This window comes from Lysinibacillus sp. KU-BSD001, assembly GCF_042920265.1.
Classification (GTDB): Bacteria; Bacillota; Bacilli; order Bacillales_A; family Planococcaceae; genus Lysinibacillus_B.
Genome location: NZ_JBDQZI010000001.1, coordinates 308,590 through 330,045 on the forward strand (window position 1 = coordinate 308,590; position 21,456 = coordinate 330,045).

Sequence of the window (21,456 nt, forward strand, 5' to 3'; positions counted from 1 at the left end):
AAAGTAACATGTTAGATTACAAAATGAAAGAGGTTAGGGATTGAGTAGTGACCTAATTAAACTGAATTTTTCTAACGTAGACATGTTGGATAAAGAATGGTGTGCTTATCAAGCAAAAGTTGACGATATCCATCATCATTTAGAACAATTATTCAAAGATTCAGTAGGTTGGATAGGCTATCCTCTACAAAATCAATCTGTGTTACTTCAACAAATTACGAATATTGCCAATGAAATTCGGGAACACGCGGAGATCCTTGTTGTGATTGGCGTTGGTGGATCATATTTGGGGGCGCGTGCTATTCAAGATGCATTAACCCCTTATTTCAAAATTAAGAAAGGCGCAATCGAGGTTGTTTATGTCGGTCAAAATTTAAGTGGGGCATACATCGCTCAATTACTAGATTATTTAGCGGATAAGAATGTATATGTAAATGTCATTTCAAAGTCAGGCACAACGATGGAGACAGCATTAGCATTCCGTGTGTTAAAACAATATATGGATGAACGCTACGGGATAGAGGCGATTGAACGGATTATTGTCACGACGGATGCTGAAAATGGGCTTTTAAAAGAGATAGCGGATCATACTGGCTATCGTCAGTTTATTATTCCTGCCAATATTGGTGGGAGATATTCGGTATTGACGCCCGTTGGATTGCTCCCAGTGGCAGTTGCGGGTATAGATATTGACGAGTTAATAAACGGCGCAAAGCATGCTGCAATGTCATTGAACCATTCTCGACTTGAACGGAATAATGCTTATTGTTATGCCGTTTTCCGTCATTTTTTATATGAACAGGGCTATAAAGTGGAGCTGCTCGCTTCGTTTGAACCGTCACTCAAAAATTTTCATGAGTGGTGGATGCAACTATTTGGGGAAAGTGAAGGGAAAGAGCGCAAAGGGTTATTTCCTTCAGCAGCAAGTTATTCTACAGATTTACATGCAATAGGTCAGTTTATTCAAGAAGGCAATCCCATCCTATTTGAAACGCTTTTATATTTTGAGGAAGTGCAAGAGGATGTCAGTGTACCGTATGATACTCAAAATGATGACCGTTTAAATTATTTGTCGAATCGTACGTTTAATGAGATGAATAACATTTCAAGACAAGGAACAGCGCTCGCTCATATTGCAGGAGGAGTTCCCGTCATTCAACTGCAACTCCCGAAACTAGATGCGTATCATATAGGCTATTTAATTTATTTTTTTATGAAAGCATGTGCCATGAGTGCATGTCTATTAGGAGTTAATCCTTTTAATCAACCAGGTGTAGAGGCATATAAAAATAAAATGTTAGCCCTGTTACAAAAGATTCAGATTGTTAATTGACTGAATGAAAAGAGGGACAATAAGTTTGAAATAGCTCGTCAAGCTTGGAAGACATAGGGATAACTAGCGAATATTTTTCATACAATTGTGTCATGAATAGCCTTTTATGTACGTAAAGAAAATATTAGCATTACAATCAATAAATGAATCGTAAAAGAAGGAGGGACAATGATTGGAGGAAACTATTAGCTTACAAGAAATACTAAAAATCATAAAAAAACGTTTATTACTCATTATAAGTTTAATAGTAGTTGCGATTAGTATTGCAGCATATATTAGTTTCTATGTAATAACTCCGACTTATGAGGCGCAGACACAAATATTAGTAAATCAAAAAAATATTGATCAAGAATACTCGTGGTCACAAATGGAGGCCGATTTACAATTAATCAATACGTACAACGTCATTATTACAAGTCCGATTATCTTAAATAAGGTCATAGAAGAATTGAATTTAGATGTTACCTCGGGACAATTAGCGAGTCAAATTTCAGTATCAAATGAAAGTAATTCAAAAGTGGTGAATATTACTGTACAAAATGATAACCCCAAACAAGCTGTAGATATCGCGAATACGATTGCTGAAGTATTTCAAGCAGAGATCCCTTTCCTCATGAGTGTTAATAATCTTACTATTTTATCAGTAGCCACATTAAGCGAAACGCCCATTCCGATAAAACCTAATAAAACCATGAATATAGCCATTGCTACATTAGTGGGGTTAATGGCTGGTATTGGTTTAGCCTTTTTATTAGAAATGTTTGATGTCACGATTAAAACGGAAAAAGATGTAGAAGAAATTATTCAATTACCGATTATGGGATTAGTCGGTTCGATGCCGCTAGAAAAAAAGAAGCATGCTGCCTTTAAATCTCGGAGAATGAAAGGGGATTCACATGCTTGGGTTGAGAAAGAGAGCTAAAAAAAAGGCCAACAAATTACCGACAATGGCTCGCAAACTTATAACGGTTTCAGATCCTAAATCTATCCTCTCTGAGCAGTTTCGGACAATTCGTACAAATATTACATTCGCTTTACCAGATCAACAGCTCAAAACAATTTTAATCACATCTTCGACCGCTGGAGAAGGAAAATCAACGAACGCTTCTAACATTGCTACCGTTTTCGCACAAGAAGGTAAGAAAGTGTTAATTGTAGATGCCGATATGCGTAAACCAACACTACATTATATTTTTGGGCTTTTTAATACAGTAGGTTTATCTACAGTGCTTGCTAGAAAGAGTACGCTATACGATACGATTCAGGAAACATCAATTGTAGGCTTATCTCTTTTACCTAGTGGCCCTATTCCCCCGAACCCAACGGAATTACTTTCCTCCAAGACGATGGATGCTATTCTTGAAGAAATAAAGGAAGTGTACGATATCATTATTTTTGATGCACCGCCACTACTACCTGTATCAGATGCACAGATTTTATCTAATAAGTGTGACGGTACGTTGTTAATTGTACATTCTGGTGTTGTAGAAAAAGATACGGTTCTAAAAGCAAAGACCATACTTACTACCTCTCAAGCAAAAATTTTAGGTGTCGTATTAAATAATTATAAAATGCCGCGAAATCGTAAAAATTACTATCAATATTATGGAGCAAGTGAATAAAGTGAGACTTCAGTGAAGAAGAACTTTTAATTATGCTGTTGAACCTGCATGAGGATTATTGGGGAATTTTGGTTGACTATTGATTCTATGTTACTTGTGAATCGGTAATTTGGGTGCATATCGTTGAATTTACAGAGAACATACTCCCTTTCACTGAATATATGGATATATCAGGGGGGATTAAAGTGGACGTATCTATTTTGCATAATAAGAGTAATTTGCCTTCTAATTAACGACAATGCTAAAATGAAGCGTGAGATAATAGAAAGTGTGGTCGTATACATGAAGGTTTTATTTATCGGGGATATCGTCGGTTCAATCGGGCGCGATGCAGTAGCGAAATACTTACCGCGTTTAAAGAAGAAATATGCTGTCGATGTGGTCATTGCAAATGGCGAAAATGCAGCAGCAGGGCGCGGTATTACGCGTAGTATTTACAATGATTTATTACAAATGGGCGTGGATGTCATTACGATGGGGAACCATACGTGGGATAATAAAGATATTTTTGAGTTTATCGATGATGCGGATTACTTAATTCGCCCAGCCAATTTTTCAAAGGATGCTCCTGGTCGTGGAATGGTGCAAATCGAGAAAAATGGTGTGACGCTCAGTGTGATTAATTTACATGGTCGTGTGTTCTTGCCGCCGCATGACGACCCGTTTGCGATGGCAGATGAATTAGTAGCCGAGGCACATCAAAGATCGCCACTTGTTTTTGTTGATTTTCATGCAGAGGCGACGTCTGAGAAAATTGCCCTTGGCTGGCATTTAGATGGTCGTGCTTCAGCAGTCGTTGGGACACATACGCATGTGCAAACAGCAGATGCACGTATTTATCCAGGCGGTACGGCTTATATTACAGATGTTGGGATGACTGGACCATATGATGAAATTTTAGGGATGACGAAGGAAAGTGTCATTTATAAATTCCAAACGAATATGCCGGCACGATTCGAAGTACCGAAAAAGGGGCGCGATGTGTTAAGCGGTTTCTTTGTTGACATTGACGATAAAACAGGAAAAGCGATTCGTCAAGAACGTATTTATATAAATGAAGACTATCCGTTTGAAGGGTAATGTTCGTAAACGAGCTCATAATAAGGGCTCGTTTTTATTATGGAATAAAACGTTCATTTATAAATGGCTCTCTTCATAAATATAAGTAAAATGTTTAACGAGGAGAGCGAAGTTGAATATTCTGATTGCGGGTGGTAATGGTTTTATTGGTTCTCACACGTATATTTCCTTACGTGAACGATTCCCTGAAGCGCAGTTAGTCATTGTAGATAATTTAGCCAATAGTACGCTTAAAACATTAGAAAATTTACGTAAAATAACGGGTGAACATATATTATTTTATGAAATGGATTTATGTGATGAACAAGCAGTAGCAGCATTATTTCAGAACTATCCATTTGATGGTGTTATTCATTTTGCTGGTTATAAAGCAGTGGGGGAATCTGTCGTCAATCCTATAAAATACTATACGAATAATTTGAATAGTACATTGCATTTAGTAAAATACTGTCTAGCATATGAAGTGAACAAGTTTGTATTTAGTTCATCTGCTACCGTTTATGGGGACGGGGTAAGCCCATTAATGGAAAGTGATGCGTTATTACCAGCGAGCAATCCTTACGGTCAGACAAAGGCGATGTGTGAGCAAATTTTAATAGATGTAGCCCGTGCAAATCCAGAGTTTAGTGTCGCTTTATTGCGTTATTTTAATCCAGTTGGAGCGCATGAAAGTGGCTTAATGGGTGAAGCGGCTAATGGGGTGCCAACTAATTTAATGCCCTATATAACGAAGGTGGCAAAAGGTGAGTTGCCGATATTAAATATTTTTGGTGGCGATTACCCAACTGTAGATGGGACCGGTGTACGCGATTATATTCATGTAATGGACTTAGCAGAAGGGCATGCTGCAGCGCTAGAACATTTAACGCCTGGCGTACATATTTATAATTTGGGTACGGGGAAGGGGACGAGTGTTTTACAGCTGGTGAAGGCGTTTGAAGAAGTGACAGGCGTAAAAGTACCTTATCAAATTATGGAGCGACGTCCTGGCGACTTAGCTACTGTCTATGCAAATGTTAGTAAGGCGGAGAAAGAGTTGAATTGGAAAGCGAAACGCACTATTAAAGAAATGTGTCGGGATGCTTGGCGTTTTGAAAAACATGACGTGCTGATCTAAATAAAACAATTTCACAACCGTGCTATTTGGTGCTTATTTTTACGCAAATTTCTACATTTTTTTTACGTGCTACAGATGTCTATTTTGATTTTCCTCCGCATACAATGTGCTATCGGACAACAATTTTGTTAGCCGTATATCAGCTAATTGGGGAGGAATAAATGTGGATTCATTAAAAGTATCGTCTCGCTCTAATCCAAATTCGGTTGCAGGAGCATTAGTCGCTGTTATTCGAGAGCAAGGTTATGTTGAAATGCAAGCAGTTGGCGCAGGTGCATTGAATCAAGCTGTGAAAGCGGTTGCGATTGCAAGGGGGTTTGTTGCTCCAAGTGGAACAGATTTAATTTGTGCACCAGCATTTGCGGATATTACAATTGCGGGTGAAGATCGCACGGCATTAAAATTAGTTGTTGAAAAACGAACTCGATAAAATTAATGTAACCAGCTCTTGTAGCTGGTTTTTTTTATTTGCTCAAAATCATCGTTAAAAGACGGTATTTTCATGATGAAAAACATTGTTTACATATGCTCTATTTTTCACATAATGAAAGGTATTCTACGCTACCTCGGCCTTAGGGCTGAATTTTTGTAGAATATAATATTTTCAATAGTACAGCCTAGTCGTTCGTGTTAAACTGATGAAGGGAAATTATATATAATTTGTTTTTAAGGAGATGTTGAAATGTTACATCAGCTTTCATGGAAAGTCGGTGGGCAACAAGGTGAAGGGATCGAAAGTACAGGTGAAATCTTTGCAACGGCAATGAACCGTTTAGGATATCATTTATACGGCTATCGTCATTTCTCTTCTCGTATTAAAGGTGGCCATACGAATAATAAGATTACAGTACGTCCTGAGGAAGTGCGCTTCATCGCGGACGATTTAGATATTTTAGTGGCGTTCGACCAAGAAACAATCGACGTAAACTATAAAGAATTAACGGCATCAAGTATTATTTTAGCCGATGCGAAATTTGACCCGAAAAATCCTGAAGAATCAAAAGCACCACTTTACGCGGTACCGTTTACGGATATTGCTGCTGAGCTAGGGACATCATTAATGAAAAACATGGTGGCAATTGGTGCAACAGCAGCGCTTATGAATTTAGATGAAGTTGTCTTCCAAAACGTTGTCATCGATATTTTCGGTCGTAAAGGGGAAGAAGTAGTAGCCAAAAATATGGAAGCCATTGAGCGTGGGCGCGCAGCAATCGCTGAACAAATCGGTGATAAAGTCGGTGCTTGGGCACTTGCGCCAGCAGACGGAAAACGCCGCATGTTTATGATTGGGAATGATGCCGTTGCGCTTGGTGCTTTAGCAGCAGGTGCACGCTTTATGGCGGCATATCCAATTACACCAGCTTCTGAAATTATGGAATATATGATTAAAAAGCTGCCGTTAGTTGGTGGTGCAGTGATCCAAACGGAAGATGAGATTGCAGCCGCAACAATGGCAATCGGTGCCAACTATGGTGGGGTGCGTTCATTTACAGCATCAGCGGGTCCAGGTCTGTCACTGATGATGGAAGCAATCGGTTTATCCGGGATGACAGAGCAGCCGCTTGTTATTTTCGATACACAACGTGGTGGTCCGTCAACAGGGTTACCGACAAAGCAAGAGCAGTCGGATTTAATGGCGATGATTTACGGTACGCACGGTGAAATTCCGAAAGTCGTTATCGCCCCTTCGACAATGGAAGAAGCGTTTTACGATACGATTCAAGCCTTCAATATTGCAGAAGAATTACAATTACCAGTGATTGTGTTGACAGACTTGCAATTAGCCCTTGGCAAACAATCGGTAGATCCGTTTGATTATAGTAAAATTGAAATCCGTCGCGGTAAATTAGTGACACCTGAAGATGCGGAGTCAAAAGATTACTTCAAGCGTTATGAAAATACAGAGGACGGCATTTCACCTCGTGTATTACCAGGAGCTCAAGGTGGTATTCACCACGTAACAGGTGTAGAGCATGATGCGCAAGGGAAGCCATCTGAAGCACCAGGCAACCGTCGTACACAAATGGATAAACGTTTCCGTAAGCTACAACATTTACGCTTTGACAATCCAGTACATGTGAATGCACCACATGATGAAGCAGATGTGTTACTCGTTGGCTTTAACTCAACGCGCGGTGCATTAGAGGAAGTACAAGACGCATTAAATGCAGAAGGAATTAAAACAAACCATGCACACGTGCGTTTAGTGTTCCCATTCCCAGCTGAGGAAATGAGCGAATTAGTAAATAAAGCGAAAAAGGTCATCGTTGTAGAAAATAACGCAACAGGTCAACTGACAAATATTATGAAAATGTCCATTGGTGGACACAGCAAAATCCGTAACGTCTTAAAATATGATGGTACGCCATTTTTACCACGCGAATTAACAAATCTTGTGAAGGAGGAGATCTAAATGGCTACATTTAAAGATTTTCGTAATAGTGTAAAACCAAACTGGTGCCCGGGCTGTGGAGACTTCTCTGTACAAGCTGCGATTCAGCGTGCAGCAGCAGGCGTAGGGTATGAGCCGCATGAATTAGCCGTCATTTCTGGGATCGGTTGTTCAGGTCGTATTTCAGGTTATATTAACTCCTATGGTTTCCACGGTATTCACGGTCGTGCGTTACCGATTGCACAAGGGTTAAAAATGGCTAATCGTGACTTAAAGGTTATTGCTTCTGGTGGTGACGGCGATGGGTTCGCGATTGGGATGGGGCATACAATTCATGCGATTCGTCGTAATATCGATATCACATACATTGTCATGGATAACCAAATTTATGGTTTAACAAAAGGGCAAACATCCCCACGTTCTGCTGCTGGTTTCGTCACGAAATCAACACCAGGCGGGGCAATCGAGCCATCGTTAAAGCCATTAGAAGTAGCATTAACTGCTGGTGCGACATTTGTTGCACAAGGCTTCTCTACAGATATTAAAGAACTAACAGCATTAATTGAAGCAGGTTTAAATCATAAAGGCTTCTCGTTTATCAACGTATTTTCACCATGTGTAACGTACAATAAGGTAAACACATACGATTGGTTTAAGGAGCATTTAACGAAGCTTGCTAATATCGAAGGTTACGACGCTTCCAACCGTGAGCAAGCAATGCAAACTGTAATGAGACACGAAGGATTAGTAACAGGTATTATTTACCACGATACAGAAACAAAGTCATACCAAGAAAAAGTGGAAGGCTATGCAGAGCTGCCATTAACAGATATTGATATTTCTTTATCAGAAGATCAATTTGACCAACTCGTAAAAGAATTTATGTAAAAAATGCCGTCTCACGTGTATGTGGGACGGTTTTTTACATGGACTTTACAATTCGTTTGCATCCCCTTTATATTGTAAGGCTATGCTAGCATTAGCAAATAAAGGGGGCTTTTCTTTTGCGAAAATATATTAAGGTAAGTGACCGGCTTACAATGCTTATGATTGTCTGTATTGTTTCGAATATTTTATTGGCAATTTTTAGTATCGATTATTTACGAAAAATGGCAGACGGCACGGAAGCGATGTATGAGGAAAAGTTACAATCATTAAATGCTTTATACCATGATGAACCGATTATTCCGTTTGATTCGAAAATGGAATTTTATGCGAAGAATGAAGCCCCGACAGCGGAAGTGGAGGCGTATATTTTAGAAAGAGCAGAAGCACAGCTCACAAGCTATAAGCTCGATATTGAGCGTGGTTATTGGTTAATCTTCACCATTTGTGGAGTCATGGTGTTACTTGTGCTGTACTTTGCTATTGGGGCGAGAAATGCCGTACAAAGACCGACAGGCGAGTTAAAAACACTTCTCAAATATACACAAACGGGTGATTTAACGCATTTTGCTACATATGATGGGCGCGATGAATTAGGGGAAGTCATGCGCTATTACAATGAGATGATGCATGATTTACAGGAGCTAGTAAAGGTAGTACGTAGCAGTACAGATTCAGTAGCTATATCGAATGAGCAACTCGAGAAGTCTTCACAACAAACAACGGCTTCAGCGATCCATATTACAACAGAAACGAAGCAGTTAGCGCGTATTGCGAGTGAAACAGCGGCACAGTTAATCGATAATAGTGATGCGGTTAAGCAAGTGTCAAACTATATGGCGCAAATTCAAACACAGCTAGGGAAGGCGCAGACAAGTATTGAACAAACATATGCGGAAGCGATGCTTGGCAGTGAGTTAGTGAATGAAAATGTCACATCTGTTCAGGAAATCGAACGGATGATGGATGAAGCGATGCAAGTAATGCAACTGCTGAATCAGCAGTCTCAAGATATCCACCAAGCGATCGAACTAATTGAAGGGATTGCAGCTCAAACCAATTTACTAGCATTAAATGCATCGATTGAAGCGGCACGTGCTGGTGAGCATGGAAAAGGGTTTGCCGTTGTAGCAAATGAAGTCAAAAAATTAGCAGCTCGCTCACTTGAAGCAACAAAGGTCGTTACGGAATTAGTGCATACCATTCAGCAACAAAGTGGCATTGCGGTGACACAAATGCAAAAAGCAACGCGTGCTGCACATGATGGGAATGCTGTGACAGGTCAGCTCGCTTCTAAATTTATGGTAATCTCAGAACATATTAATGAACTAAAGCCTGAACTAGTAGAAGTCGTAGAAGTCGTAGAGTCCGTTCATACGTATACAGAAAGTGTGGCAGAAGCATCCCAACAGTTAACGCATAAGACAGATGAAAATGCATCTCGCGTGTCACAAATCGCGTCAGAAGTAAATGCCCAGTTAACGGCGACCGAAGCGATTCATCGCCAAAGTGTATCCATTACGAAAAATGTGCGCGCACTCTCACATGCCGTGAATCGTTTTTCAGTATAAAATGCTCAAAATTAAATTTTACAGCAAACGATTGTTTTATGAATCTCTTCCTTTCAAAATGTGCGTAAAGGAGGGGGTTTTTTTGATTTGTTTATTCCGAGAAAAACCGTCAAAAATCGTCGTGAGTGAAGCATTGCTTCGGCGAGGAATGTTAAATGTTCAACAAAAAAACTTATTGCTGGAAAATGTACGTATTGGGGAAATTGGATTTAAAGGAGAGGTAAGAGCAGATCAGTTTTGGTTGGATTTACAATTAGAAATATCCCATTTTTTGTTACATGGCTATGAAACAGAAAATCGTCAAGGGTTTTCACATCAAATCGATACAGTTTTACTGACTAAGCACTTTGTATTGATTGTACAATTGAAAAATATCGGCGGACGTGTGAGGTACGATGAGCGGACCAATCAATTTATAAGAGAACTTCACGGGGAATTGCTGGCACTACCTGACCCATTCGCACAAGTATCTCAGCATCAGGCGTTTTTAAAGCAGCTACTTCGTGAAGTCGGGATAGCGCTTCCGATTTTAACAGCAATTATTTTTACAAGCACTTCATCTATTTTGGAAGAGATGCCTACTCGCTTTCCTATTTTTAAGCTGACAGGCTTGCGATTTAAATTGGTAGATTGGTTGAGGACTTATCCTGCGCAATTATCGGAAAGTATGCTATGTTTAGTAAAAGAGGAACTGCTAGCGCGTTATAAACTACGTATGTGGCAGCCCCCATTTGTCAACTTTCAAGTGAAGCCTGGTGCCGTTTGTAAATGTGGGTCCATTATGTATTATCGGCGCGGTAAATTTCTGTGTAGTTGTGGCTTAGTTTCTAAAAATGCTTTATATCAAGGCTTGCACGACTATCGATTACTCCGCAGCGAATGGATTACGAATAAGGAACTGCGCGATTTTTTCCTCATTTAAAGTATAGATATAGCTAATAAAATCTTAAAAAGAGCGGGATTTTACTATGAGGGGCATACTTGTGCAAGAAAGTATTTGATTCCGAAAGATGTTTGGCGAAACTTTTAAAATATTTGGCGAGACTTTTATAAAAAGTGGCGAAACTTCTGCCAAGTTTGGCGAAACCTAAGTTGCCATATATAAAAGAGGGATAAAACGATGACGCATATTATAAATTTTCTTCAGTATAAAAATGAAAAAGATGAGCAGATGATACGACGCTATTTCCAGAAAGCGTACTCACTAGATGAGCGATTAGATCAGCTCATTCAAGATAAAGATTTGCAAGTGGACGATCATAAATTATTTTTAGCCTTTTTAGCGTACCTTGAACAGCAGCAAATTGAGCCGCAACAACTATTTAAAGATGTCATCAACTTACCAAAATTCAAGTTTGAAGCGAAGTATAATATGAACTGGGGACAGGTTGTGAAATTAAGTGTCACATTTCTTACAATTTTACGTACAAATGACCTAGAAGGCTATAAACAATTCACGCGCTAAGCTTGTCGGAACGTCCAGTCTTTCGTTATAATAAGCAAATGGGTATTTGAATGAAAGGAGCTAACACAGTCGATGAACGAAGAACAACGACTAGCTAGTCAGCAAGTAAATCAACCGAAAAAAGAAGAAAAAGATTATAGTAAATATTTCGAGCGCGTATTTACAGCGCCATCACTTAAAGATGCAAAAAAACGTGGAAAAGAAGAAGTAAACTATCATAAAGATTTCTCGATTGATGAAGAATTTTTAGGTATGGGGCAAGGACGTAAATTTTATATCCGTACGTACGGCTGTCAAATGAACGAGCATGATACAGAAGTAATGGCTGGAATCTTTATGCAGCTTGGCTACGAATCGACAGAGTTAATCGAAGAAGCAGATGTTGTCTTACTAAATACTTGTGCCATTCGTGAAAATGCAGAAAATAAAGTATTTGGTGAGCTTGGCTTCCTTATGAAATATAAGCGTCAAAACCCTGAAATGCTCATCGGGGTTTGTGGCTGTATGTCGCAAGAAGAATCCGTTGTTAATAAAATTTTAACAACTTATCAGCATGTAGATATGGTATTCGGTACGCACAATATTCACCGTCTCCCACATATTTTAAAAGAAGCATATCTTTCAAAAGAAATGGTTGTCGAAGTATGGTCGAAAGAAGGCGACGTCATCGAGAACTTGCCGAAAAAGCGTCTTGGCTCGATTAAAGCGTGGGTTAATATTATGTACGGGTGTGATAAATTCTGTACGTACTGTATCGTACCGTATACACGTGGTAAAGAGCGTTCTCGTCGTCCAGAAGAAATCATTCAAGAAGTACGTGAGCTAGCAGCACAAGGCTATAAAGAAATTATGCTTTTAGGGCAAAACGTAAACGCTTATGGTAAAGATTTCGCAGATACCGAATACCGTCTAGGTGATTTAATGGACGAGTTACGTAAAATTGATATCCCGCGTATTCGTTTCACAACATCTCACCCGCGCGATTTTGATGATCACTTAATTGAAGTGTTAGCGAAAAAAGGTAATTTAGTAGAGCATATTCATTTACCAGTACAATCGGGTTCTAATGATATTTTGAAAATTATGGCGCGTAAATATACACGCGAACACTTCCTAGAGTTAGTACGCAAAATTAAAGCAGCGATGCCAGATGTGGCATTGACAACGGATATTATCGTTGGTTATCCGAACGAAACGGAAGAGCAATTCCAAGAAACGATTGATTTGTACCGTGAAGTAGGCTTTGAAATGGCGTTCACATATATTTACTCACCACGTGAAGGCACACCGGCTGCGAAAATGGTTGATAACGTACCACAAGAGGTGAAAAAAGAGCGTCTGCAACGCTTAAATGCGGTGGTAGAAGAGCTTTCAGCGGCTGCATTGAAAAAGTACGAAGGCCAAATTGTCGAAGTATTAGTAGAAGGTAGCAGTAAAAAACGCGATGACGTGTTAGCTGGCTATACACGTCGCAACAAATTAGTGAACTTTGCGGGCGGTAAAGACTTAGTTGGCCAACTAGTAAAAGTAAAAATTACTTCTGCAGCTGCCTATTCATTACGTGGTGAATTTGTAGAAGTGGTAAAACAAGAAGAGGTGCAAATTTAATGACAAAAATCTATACAAAAGATGAGATTGTTGAAAAAGCAAAAGAAATCGCACATATGATTGCGAACACAGAAGAAGTGGAATTTTTCAAAAAAGCAGAAGAGCAAATTAACGAAAACCAAAAAGTACGTGAAAAAATTGCTTCGTTAAAAACATTACAAAAGCAAGCTGTGAACTTCCAGCACTTAGGAAAAGAAAAAGCGCTAAAAATGATTGAAGGCAAAATCGAAGCAATCGAAGAGGAAATCGACGGAATTCCAGTTGTGCAACAATTTAAGCAATCTCAAGTTGAAGTAAATGAGCTACTACAACTTGTATCAAACGCGATTGCTAATAACGTGACAAACGAAATTATTGAATCAACTGACGGCGATTTACTTCGTGGTGAAACAGGCTCGAAAGTACGTAACAGCGTACCTGGCAGCTGTTCTTAAGTAAATACCACTATTCATAAATCCTCGTAGCCCCTACAGCCCCAACGGTTTGTAGGGGTTTTATATTTATGCAATAATATAAAATTATTGCATAAGTGTCCAAAAGGTGCCCAATCAATCTTCTTTTTCAAAAAATCGATTAAAATAAGAGCTAGCACGTTGATCAGATTCAGGTAATAAATGACCGTATGTGTTCATCGTCATTTTGATATCAGAATGACCCAATCGTCCTTGTATCACTTTTGGATGTTCTCCAGCGTGTATTAAAAGTGATGCTGAGGTATGACGGAGTTCATGGAATCTTATTTGAGTTAAATCGGGATTCTTTCTTAAGAAGTTTTTCCACCAACTACTTAACGAAGAAACATTATAAGGCTTCCCATAATCACTGGAGAATAAGAAAGTATGTTCTTTCCACTCTCGCGCATCTCCTAATTCATCAAGTTGAGATTGTTTGACTTTACCTAATAATATTAAGTCCTCCATAACGTAGTGAGGGATACTAACTCTACGTTTCTTTTTACCTTTTGTTTCTTTCAGGAATTGTCGTTCTTCTTTATTTTTGCTGATAACAGTTGTTATCGTTTGCTCGATAAGTACAGTATTATTTTCTACATCTAAGTGTTTTAATTCTAATGCTGCTATTTCACCTAAACGAGCACCGCTAACGATAGCAAATTGAACGAGTAGCCTTTTCAAAGGTTTAGCTCGTTGTTGTAATCTTTCTAACAGTAGTGCAACTTCATTTTCTGAGTACGCTCTACCTTCCGGCGTAATTATTTTAGGTAATTTAACGCCCAAACAAGGGTTTTCGCTAATTAGATTCCATTCACAAGCTGTGTTCATCAAATTAGAAAATGCTTTATGGATATTTCGAATTGACGAAGCGCTTAGTTTTCCATCCGGACCGTTAGAACGTTTGTTGTCAGTGCGTCGGCCATTCTTTGAAAGATCTGCTATAAAAAATACAACATCCACCTTTTTAATATCCTTAATTTTAAAATCACCGAACATAGGTAATATCCGATTTTCTATATATGAGCAGTAATTTTGAAATGTCTTAGGAGCGTAAAATTGCTTAGCCTGATTATCGCGCCACTTTGGATAAAACTGACCTAATGTAATATTATCGATATTAGTAAAATGAACATCTTTATCTTTTTTCATTTCATCTTCAAACAAAATTAAAAGTCGCTGAGCCTCTTTGTCATTCTTTGCTTCAACTGTACGTGTTTTGCGTATACGTCTTTTTCCTCGATAACCTAAATCTGCAATAAGTTTATATTTATTCTTATCTAGCTTAATGAAATGTCCCATGAATATGCTCCTTTCATTTACAAAATAGAATATACGTTCCATTCGATGGTTAAAATAAACCCTCTCTACAAAAGTGTTTCAGCTTTACTAGTTCAACTGGTACACATCTAAGAGAGGTAAATACGGTACTCCCGGGAGTTTCCTCGTTTCCTGAAGTATGCCATGTTAATCACTTCTTCCTTTCTTTCGCCATAATTAATTCAATCAATTGGAGTGTATTAATTAGATAGTAGGCTATGATTTTGGAATCCTCTCTACTTAATTCTACCCCGTTATACGAGTAGCTATCGCCATTGAAATAAATAGCAATAATACTTTCTAATTCTCTTGCTACATCCACGCAACACACCCCTCGGTATAAACTTTATTTTTATACATTTCCAACCGTCGATAAGCGAAGTCGAAATCCACATTAAAAAGCTGCATTACCTTGTTAGCTGTTAATCCTTTTAAATTGTCCAACATAAATGTGGGGACACAGAAGTGATAAGCGAAATAAGTAGCTTGATACTCCTGTAAATTTATAAAAAGTGGATGCATATTTAACTGGCTTCCGCAGTGGCGTAAGAAATGACATATTTCATGCCCAAAGTCCATCCATTCTTCTCTTTGTGTCCCCTTGACTAATATAATTTCATTATCAAATCTAAACACACTTTTTCTGTATGTAATCTCCACACCTATTTTTTTTGCAATCAGCAACATATCCAGTTCTGCTGGATGAGTTATACCGATTGAATTGTATAATTTGTAAATATAATCCTCAAGATGAGTGTACAAACTATACGCCCCCTCTATTTAAAGAATGTATGTTCGTTTATATGTTTAAAAGAAAAGCCCTAAAGGGGCAAGGTTGATTTTTCTTATTTTTTTTGACTCTTCTTAAATTTTATATATTCATAAACTTCTTTCATTTCTTCAGCTGTTAATGATTCCATGTCCTTAAACATCAAGTCAATGTCTGGAAATTCAGTAGCTATTTTAGAAACGAAAAAAGATTTATCTCCATTATTAACTTGATTGGTGTTTGGGATATCTGTTCTACCTAAAAGATAATCGACACTTACCTTATATAAATTAGCTAATTTAGATAACATTGCAGGATCTGGCATTCTTGAGCCGTTTTCGTAACCAGATAATGTATTGCTTTTAATTCCTAATTCATCGGCTACAAATTTCTGGAAATAACCACGTTCCTCTCGCAATTCTTTTAAACGTTTAGCTAAAACGCTATCGTTCATAAAATCATCCTTTTCCAATAATCTGTTATGTGAATCATATCGCAATTCTCGATTTTTTATATAATAATTCGCAAAACGTGATAAAAATGTTTGACAATCGCAAAGTGCGATGTTAAAGTAAGGTTAATCAAATCGCAAAACGCGAAATTAAAGGGGGTTTTGAAATGCCAGTAAATAAAATTGTACCGACTAATCTTAAACAACTAAGAGAGGAGAGAGGTATCCAGCAAAAGTTTGTCGCTGAATATATTGGAGTTTCTGCTAATTATTATTGCCAAATCGAAAACGGTCGTAGAAGCCTACCAACTAAATACTTGCCAAAAATCAGAGAATTTTTCGGTGTGACATTAGATGAAATTTTTTTTGAATACGAAATCGCGAATTGCGATTCAAGCAAAACTGCTTAGGAGGTCTTAATATGAATCAATTGCAAGTAATTGTACATGACAATCGACGTGTACTAACAACCAACCAATTAGCTGAGAGTTACGGTACTGATGAAAAACGTATCTCTGAAAATTTTTCCCGTAACAAAAATCGTTATACATTAGGAAAACATTTTATTCTGCTACAAGGTGAGGAGTTGAAGCAATTTAAACAAACTTATCCTCAAATTGCGGAGCAGTCGAAACGGGCCCCGATGCTTTATTTATGGACCGAAAAAGGTGCATGGCTGCACGCTAAATCATTGAATACAGATGCTGCTTGGGACGCTTATGAAATGTTGGTTGATGAATATTACAACATCCAAGAATATTTAACAGCAGAGCAACAGTTACGCAAACAATTAGAGCTATCACTTATGACTAGCGAAAGAGTAGATCGTGTTGAGCAAAAAGTGCAAGTATTAGTCGAGACAATGCGAATCGACGGGCGACAAGAACATGCTTTAAAAGAACAGGGAAAAGCTAAAGTTTTTGAAACGCTTGGTGGTTATAGGTCTCCAGCTTACGAAAAGTTAAGTCGTAAAGTATTTCATCGTTTGTGGGGAGATTTTAAACGTCATTTCTTATTACCACGTTCAATGGATTTACCTAAAGCGCAATTTGATGAAGCGGTTAAGTATGTTGCTATGTGGAGGCCTGATACTTCAATGGCTATAGAAATCGAATCATATAACAATCAAACAAAACTAAAGTTAGTTCAATAGAGGAAGGCGCTGGGCAAGCGCCTCTATGTTAGGAGGTAAGGGCATGAATCTTACGATTGAGGAATTAAAAGAGGCTTTGTTAAATGCGGAGTTAGTGGAACTTTTCCAAAAAGCATACAACCAGGGCGTGGAAGATGCTAGGAAGCTAGTTCTTTATGAACATCAATATCCACCACGAATGGAAAAGGAACATGTTGCTGATTTCTTTCAAATTGCATTACCAACAGTGGAAAAAATCATTCGCATGGATGGTTTTCCGATATGTGGTGCAGTAAGAGCTCGTTATCCACGCGACAAAGTTTTCGAATGGGCAGATCGAAATACAAAGTACATGAACGAACGATTAGGTATTTACGTGAGCGAAAGTGATCGACTCAAATTTCGCAAAGCTCAATAGCAAGTTAACTTGCTTAAAACTATAATATCTAACTTTGTAAATAAGTAGTAATCCAAAAACGACTATAGTCCATTTTCGACTATCGGGAGGGGGTGAGGGTCATGGGAGCTTTATCCGTGAACTTTTCAAAGGTATTAAAGAAATTTCGCGAAGGTGCAAACCTTACACAAGAGGAAATGGCACATGAGTTAAACATCACGCAGTCTCATGTAAGCAAGTACGAGTGTGGCCGTAAGGTGGTTGATTTAGAAACGTTCATGAACTGGGTGCGAGTAACAAACAGCGAGGTACATGCTGCTGCTATTTTATTCGGCACAGACGTATGCGCACAAGCAGCACAATTAATAACGTTGGTACCAGCGTTTATCACACCATTTTTAAATGTTGCGTAAGGGATTTTTTTAGTAGCTAAAAATAAGAGGCGGTGAAACGGTATGTTCATAAAGGTTAGAACTTGGAAGTTACTTTCGTTAGAGGAAAAGTTGGCGTGGTTAAAATGGGCGTCACAAAAATAAAAACCGTCTACTCAGTGCAATGAGTAAACGGCACGGTTTAAAGCTAAACCTAGGAAATTTATTTAGATTATAACACATAAATGCTTGGAGGTCATGAATTTGAATATTGAAATCAGTTTATTAGGTGCGCAACTAAAAGCAGAGGGCATGCAAGACATGCAAATGGACAGTGTAATACAAGGTTTTTTCCACGCATTAAGCGGCCAATCAAAGGTAAGTGGCGCAAATAACGCAACACGTACTCAACCAGTAATAATAGCAAATGGATTTACTGCCACTTCGGGCGGCGACAAAAAAACACAGCAAAAAGCAACGACACAATCAATATCCAAAGCATTACCGAAAATCAACGGCGATCGTACACTGCATACACCGATAAGTGAGTTAGTTGAAGAAGATACTGCTCACTGGCAAACAGGTATTAAGACAGACGAAGACGGGACAAAACGCTACCGCTGTTACTACTGGTGCGATTGTGGAAGCAAAGGAAAACGGTACGTGCCAAAAGATGCAGAAATCCTTGTATGTAGAGACTGTAATCAAGAGTTGTTTATTGAAGGTGCTACCCCTTCTATACAATCCGATGGCTTACCAGAAAGAGATAATTTCGGGAATTTCTTTATAGCTCGAGAGGCTGTTAATCCAACTGAATAAGTAATGACGATGCGAGAGTTTTCTCGCTTCCGTCCAGCAGTCTACAAAACGGGTTGGTTAGCCCCTCCGATATTATGACACTTTGTAGGCTGCTTGATGGAATATCCATCCCTTGCAAACCACACACAACTGAATAATTTTTATCTTCAAATTCCTCTTGATCCACGTTGTAAAAACCGCAAACTTTTCCACGCAAGGAAGAAGAAAGGAGGGGGATCGATGTTAGAAGTATACGAGTTAGATCCGTACTTTGAAATGGTAGCGCAACGTCACGAAGCGCGGCTTATTGTAACAGATGCAGATACCAATGAAGTCAGAAAGCCGGTGAAACGCGACTGCTTGAAATATCTAAAAGAGTGTCGCGGGAAATTAAAAAAAACCTACCGCTGGGAACGTTAGGTTTACGATTTAGTGGCTCATGCCTTTACTAGTTATTTTTATTGTAGCGCATGGGCCTCTTAATGGCAAATAAAAACAAGACAGGAGGTCTTCATTCATGATTTTTTCAGAGAGCAATGCAAATATTGCTGGAGCATTGGCAAGGTCATGGGCGGCTATTCAGACACCTAAGCACAATGCCAAGGTGCAAGTGGTTACAAAAAAAGGTGGCAAATACACGTTTGAGTATACCGATTTAAACGGCATTCTCGACGCTGTTCGCCCCATCTTCATCGAAAATAAGTTAACGATTATGCAAAATAGCTATTCGGTAGTCGAAAATGGTCACACATCGGCATGTGTTGAAACGATGTTTCTACATGAATCGGGAGAATATGTAAAGTCCTTCCCGTTGAAATTCCCTGCTGCCGAAAGTATGCAAGATTTCGGTGGACAGATTACTTATATGAAACGATACAGTCTAGCCGCGATGCTGGGAATCTCCACGGAAAAGGATGATGACGCAAACGGCTCTAGCGGCAATGACTATCAATATTCGCGCAATAACTCATACAGTCAGCCGTCATCGTATCCATCTGCTCAAAATGCCCAGCAAAACAGGCAAGAGAGCAGTATTGATCCGTTAAAAATTACGGTCCCGTTTGGTCCACATAAAGGGAAAACGTTGGGGCAAATACAACAAGAAGAACCCAATTATCTGGGATGGCTTGCAGAAAATGCACAACGACAAGACTTGAAAAATGCGGCTAAGATGCTAGCTGGTCAAATGCAACCGCAGCAACCAGCACCAGTAGGGCTAGTCGATGCACCTACAATGCAACGGCTAACGAATGTTCTAATTCCGTTATCAGAAATAAAGAAAATGGATCCCGACATTCTTTACAATATTAGTTTACAAAAAATTAAAGTGCCTTATAAGCAATCAAATCAACTAACAATGCCTGAAGCAAATTTACTCATTGATTATTTGGAGCAGGTATCAAAAATTACAGAAGGTCAGATGCCTAATAGTAAGAATTTGATAACAGATGCACAGTTAAAGGCACTAAAAACAGCGCTCAATGCAGCGGCTACACGTACGAAAATGGATAAAACTGCCGTTGCAGATTATGCAAAAATGACATTACGGATTCCTGCAGAAGTCGAATCTAAAGCGCTGACACGTGAACAGGCTAGCAAAATGATTGATTTTATCAATAAGTTACCAGCGGCTCAACAAGCGAAATAAAAAAGAAAATTAGGAGGGCGAGAGCATGGCGAAGTACAGACAAGTACACACAACATTTTGGGACGACGGCTTTGTTATTGATTTAACGCCAGAGGAAAAATATTTCTATCTATATTTAATGACAAATAACAATACAACTCAATGTGGCATTTATGAGTTGCCATATCGTGTGATAGAAATGCAAACAGGTTACAACCGCGATACGGTTATCAAATTACTAGCTCGTTTCCAAGATTATGGAAAGATTCTTTATAACGAAGGAACAAAGGAAATTATGTTGCTTAATTGGGCAAGGTATAACTTTATCAATTCTCCTAAAGTGAAAAAATGTGTAGAAAAAGAGCTGGCTCTTGTAAAACATTTACCGTTTGTATATGCGTATCATACGGCATTGGAACGGTCTGGATACAGTTTAGATACCGTATCGAAACCTAAAGAGGACAAATCTAGTCCAAAAGAACCTGAACCTAGCAACGAAGCTGGTTCGATACCGTATCAATACCCTATGGATAGTCCTTGCATAGACCTGGGGGAAGAAGAAGAAAAAGAAGAAGAAAAAGAAGAAGAAAGAGAAGAAAAGATATCTCCCCCTTCTTCTGTCTCGACGATAATCGATAACGTATTTTTAGAAATCAAAAATTACTTTATACAGCACGTTATTCATGAAGAAACATCTTACGAACAGAATTTACAACTAGGTGATATGGTTGACGATTACAAAGATGCTTCGTTAATCATAGAAGCCATGAAAGTTGCTGTCGATCGTGGTAGACCAAAGTTACCATATGTGAAGGGTATTTTACGAAGCTGGCGTGATGATGGGATTACAAGCATTATTCAGCTACAACAGCAGGAACTGAAAAAACGATCTTCTCGTAAACAACAAGGTCGCCAAGAGCATGTGCCGGATTGGTACTACCAACGTAATGAACCTACACCGCCACAAGCCAGCCCATCCCAGAAACCACAAACCATTGACTTTGAGGCAGAGAGGGAAAAAATACTTAAAAAATTAAATGCTTAATAAATACGGATTCTTAGGAGGGAC

The 21,456-nt window shown here is 38.8% G+C and carries 25 protein-coding genes; 21 read left to right on the forward strand and 4 right to left on the reverse strand.

The features are described 5' to 3' along the window. Positions 1–40 precede the first annotated feature (40 nt). The 13 genes from AAGS61_RS01495 (at position 41) to AAGS61_RS01555 (ending at position 13,507) form a co-directional block, all read left to right on the forward strand. A complete protein-coding gene (locus tag AAGS61_RS01495) occupies positions 41–1,333 on the forward strand; it encodes a glucose-6-phosphate isomerase (protein ID WP_391366576.1) in 1,293 nt (430 codons plus the stop codon). Positions 1,334–1,505: 172 nt separating this feature from the next. Beyond that, positions 1,506–2,255 (forward strand): YveK family protein, encoded by a 750-nt coding sequence (locus AAGS61_RS01500; protein ID WP_391366578.1) that lies wholly within the window; start codon positions 1,506–1,508, stop codon positions 2,253–2,255. Then, on the forward strand, positions 2,230–2,955 hold the full coding sequence (locus AAGS61_RS01505) for a CpsD/CapB family tyrosine-protein kinase (protein WP_391366580.1): 726 nt from the start codon (positions 2,230–2,232) through the stop codon (positions 2,953–2,955). The genes AAGS61_RS01500 and AAGS61_RS01505 overlap by 26 nt, the downstream gene beginning before the upstream one ends. A gap of 282 nt (positions 2,956–3,237) precedes the next feature. Then, positions 3,238–4,035 (forward strand): TIGR00282 family metallophosphoesterase, encoded by a 798-nt coding sequence (locus AAGS61_RS01510; protein ID WP_391366581.1) that lies wholly within the window; start codon positions 3,238–3,240, stop codon positions 4,033–4,035. Positions 4,036–4,147: 112 nt separating this feature from the next. Further along, on the forward strand, positions 4,148–5,152 hold the full coding sequence (galE, locus tag AAGS61_RS01515) for a UDP-glucose 4-epimerase GalE (RefSeq protein WP_391366583.1): 1,005 nt from the start codon (positions 4,148–4,150) through the stop codon (positions 5,150–5,152). 163 nt (positions 5,153–5,315) lie between these two features. Then, positions 5,316–5,582 carry a stage V sporulation protein S gene (locus tag AAGS61_RS01520; protein ID WP_391366585.1) on the forward strand — a complete coding sequence of 89 codons (267 nt, stop codon included), beginning with the start codon at positions 5,316–5,318 and terminating at the stop codon, positions 5,580–5,582. Positions 5,583–5,834: 252 nt separating this feature from the next. Beyond that, entirely contained in the window at positions 5,835–7,565 is a 1,731-nt protein-coding gene (locus AAGS61_RS01525) for a 2-oxoacid:acceptor oxidoreductase subunit alpha (protein WP_391366587.1), read from the forward strand. Continuing rightward, on the forward strand, positions 7,566–8,432 hold the full coding sequence (locus AAGS61_RS01530; protein WP_391366588.1) for a 2-oxoacid:ferredoxin oxidoreductase subunit beta: 867 nt from the start codon (positions 7,566–7,568) through the stop codon (positions 8,430–8,432). 116 nt (positions 8,433–8,548) lie between these two features. After that, positions 8,549–10,000 (forward strand): methyl-accepting chemotaxis protein, encoded by a 1,452-nt coding sequence (locus AAGS61_RS01535; protein WP_391366590.1) that lies wholly within the window; start codon positions 8,549–8,551, stop codon positions 9,998–10,000. A gap of 82 nt (positions 10,001–10,082) precedes the next feature. Then, complete coding sequence (locus tag AAGS61_RS01540) at positions 10,083–10,922, forward strand: nuclease-related domain-containing protein (RefSeq protein WP_391366592.1); 840 nt, start codon at positions 10,083–10,085, stop codon at positions 10,920–10,922. Positions 10,923–11,120: 198 nt separating this feature from the next. Beyond that, positions 11,121–11,465, forward strand: a complete 345-nt coding sequence (locus AAGS61_RS01545) for a hypothetical protein (RefSeq protein WP_391366594.1) — start codon at positions 11,121–11,123, stop codon at positions 11,463–11,465. 72 nt (positions 11,466–11,537) lie between these two features. Continuing rightward, positions 11,538–13,073 (forward strand): tRNA (N6-isopentenyl adenosine(37)-C2)-methylthiotransferase MiaB, encoded by a 1,536-nt coding sequence (gene miaB / locus AAGS61_RS01550; protein ID WP_391366595.1) that lies wholly within the window; start codon positions 11,538–11,540, stop codon positions 13,071–13,073. Continuing rightward, positions 13,073–13,507 carry a RicAFT regulatory complex protein RicA family protein gene (locus tag AAGS61_RS01555; RefSeq protein ID WP_391366597.1) on the forward strand — a complete coding sequence of 145 codons (435 nt, stop codon included), beginning with the start codon at positions 13,073–13,075 and terminating at the stop codon, positions 13,505–13,507. The genes miaB and AAGS61_RS01555 overlap by 1 nt, the downstream gene beginning before the upstream one ends. Positions 13,508–13,621: 114 nt before the next feature. On the opposite strand, the gene AAGS61_RS01560 is transcribed toward AAGS61_RS01555, so the two are convergent. The 4 genes from AAGS61_RS01560 to AAGS61_RS01575 form a co-directional block, all read right to left on the reverse strand. Further along, positions 13,622–14,824 carry a site-specific integrase gene (locus AAGS61_RS01560; RefSeq protein ID WP_391366599.1) on the reverse strand — a complete coding sequence of 401 codons (1,203 nt, stop codon included), beginning with the start codon at positions 14,822–14,824 and terminating at the stop codon, positions 13,622–13,624. Positions 14,825–14,993: 169 nt separating this feature from the next. Further along, complete coding sequence (locus AAGS61_RS01565; protein WP_391366600.1) at positions 14,994–15,164, reverse strand: hypothetical protein; 171 nt, start codon at positions 15,162–15,164, stop codon at positions 14,994–14,996. Further along, on the reverse strand, positions 15,155–15,604 hold the full coding sequence (locus tag AAGS61_RS01570) for an ImmA/IrrE family metallo-endopeptidase (protein ID WP_391366602.1): 450 nt from the start codon (positions 15,602–15,604) through the stop codon (positions 15,155–15,157). The genes AAGS61_RS01565 and AAGS61_RS01570 overlap by 10 nt, the downstream gene beginning before the upstream one ends. A gap of 83 nt (positions 15,605–15,687) precedes the next feature. Further along, entirely contained in the window at positions 15,688–16,065 is a 378-nt protein-coding gene (locus AAGS61_RS01575) for a helix-turn-helix domain-containing protein (RefSeq protein WP_391366604.1), read from the reverse strand. A 164-nt stretch (positions 16,066–16,229) separates the two neighbouring features. On the opposite strand from AAGS61_RS01575, the gene AAGS61_RS01580 reads away from it, so the two are divergent. The 8 genes from AAGS61_RS01580 (at position 16,230) to AAGS61_RS01615 (ending at position 21,432) form a co-directional block, all read left to right on the forward strand. Beyond that, positions 16,230–16,472, forward strand: a complete 243-nt coding sequence (locus tag AAGS61_RS01580) for a helix-turn-helix domain-containing protein (RefSeq protein WP_391366605.1) — start codon at positions 16,230–16,232, stop codon at positions 16,470–16,472. Between the two features lie 11 nt (positions 16,473–16,483). After that, positions 16,484–17,215: an ORF6C domain-containing protein gene (locus AAGS61_RS01585; protein ID WP_391366607.1), complete on the forward strand. Its 732-nt coding sequence runs from the start codon at positions 16,484–16,486 to the stop codon at positions 17,213–17,215. 43 nt (positions 17,216–17,258) lie between these two features. Continuing rightward, positions 17,259–17,612 (forward strand): hypothetical protein, encoded by a 354-nt coding sequence (locus tag AAGS61_RS01590; RefSeq protein ID WP_391366608.1) that lies wholly within the window; start codon positions 17,259–17,261, stop codon positions 17,610–17,612. Positions 17,613–17,713: 101 nt separating this feature from the next. Beyond that, positions 17,714–18,004 (forward strand): helix-turn-helix domain-containing protein, encoded by a 291-nt coding sequence (locus tag AAGS61_RS01595; RefSeq protein ID WP_391366609.1) that lies wholly within the window; start codon positions 17,714–17,716, stop codon positions 18,002–18,004. Positions 18,005–18,226: 222 nt separating this feature from the next. After that, entirely contained in the window at positions 18,227–18,781 is a 555-nt protein-coding gene (locus AAGS61_RS01600) for a hypothetical protein (RefSeq protein ID WP_391366610.1), read from the forward strand. A gap of 219 nt (positions 18,782–19,000) precedes the next feature. Continuing rightward, positions 19,001–19,180 (forward strand): hypothetical protein, encoded by a 180-nt coding sequence (locus AAGS61_RS01605; protein WP_391366612.1) that lies wholly within the window; start codon positions 19,001–19,003, stop codon positions 19,178–19,180. A 97-nt stretch (positions 19,181–19,277) separates the two neighbouring features. Then, positions 19,278–20,408, forward strand: coding sequence for an ERF family protein (locus AAGS61_RS01610; protein WP_391366613.1), 1,131 nt, complete (start codon positions 19,278–19,280; stop codon positions 20,406–20,408). Positions 20,409–20,433: 25 nt separating this feature from the next. Next, complete coding sequence (locus tag AAGS61_RS01615; RefSeq protein WP_391366615.1) at positions 20,434–21,432, forward strand: DnaD domain-containing protein; 999 nt, start codon at positions 20,434–20,436, stop codon at positions 21,430–21,432. The last annotated feature ends 24 nt before the right edge of the window (positions 21,433–21,456 follow it).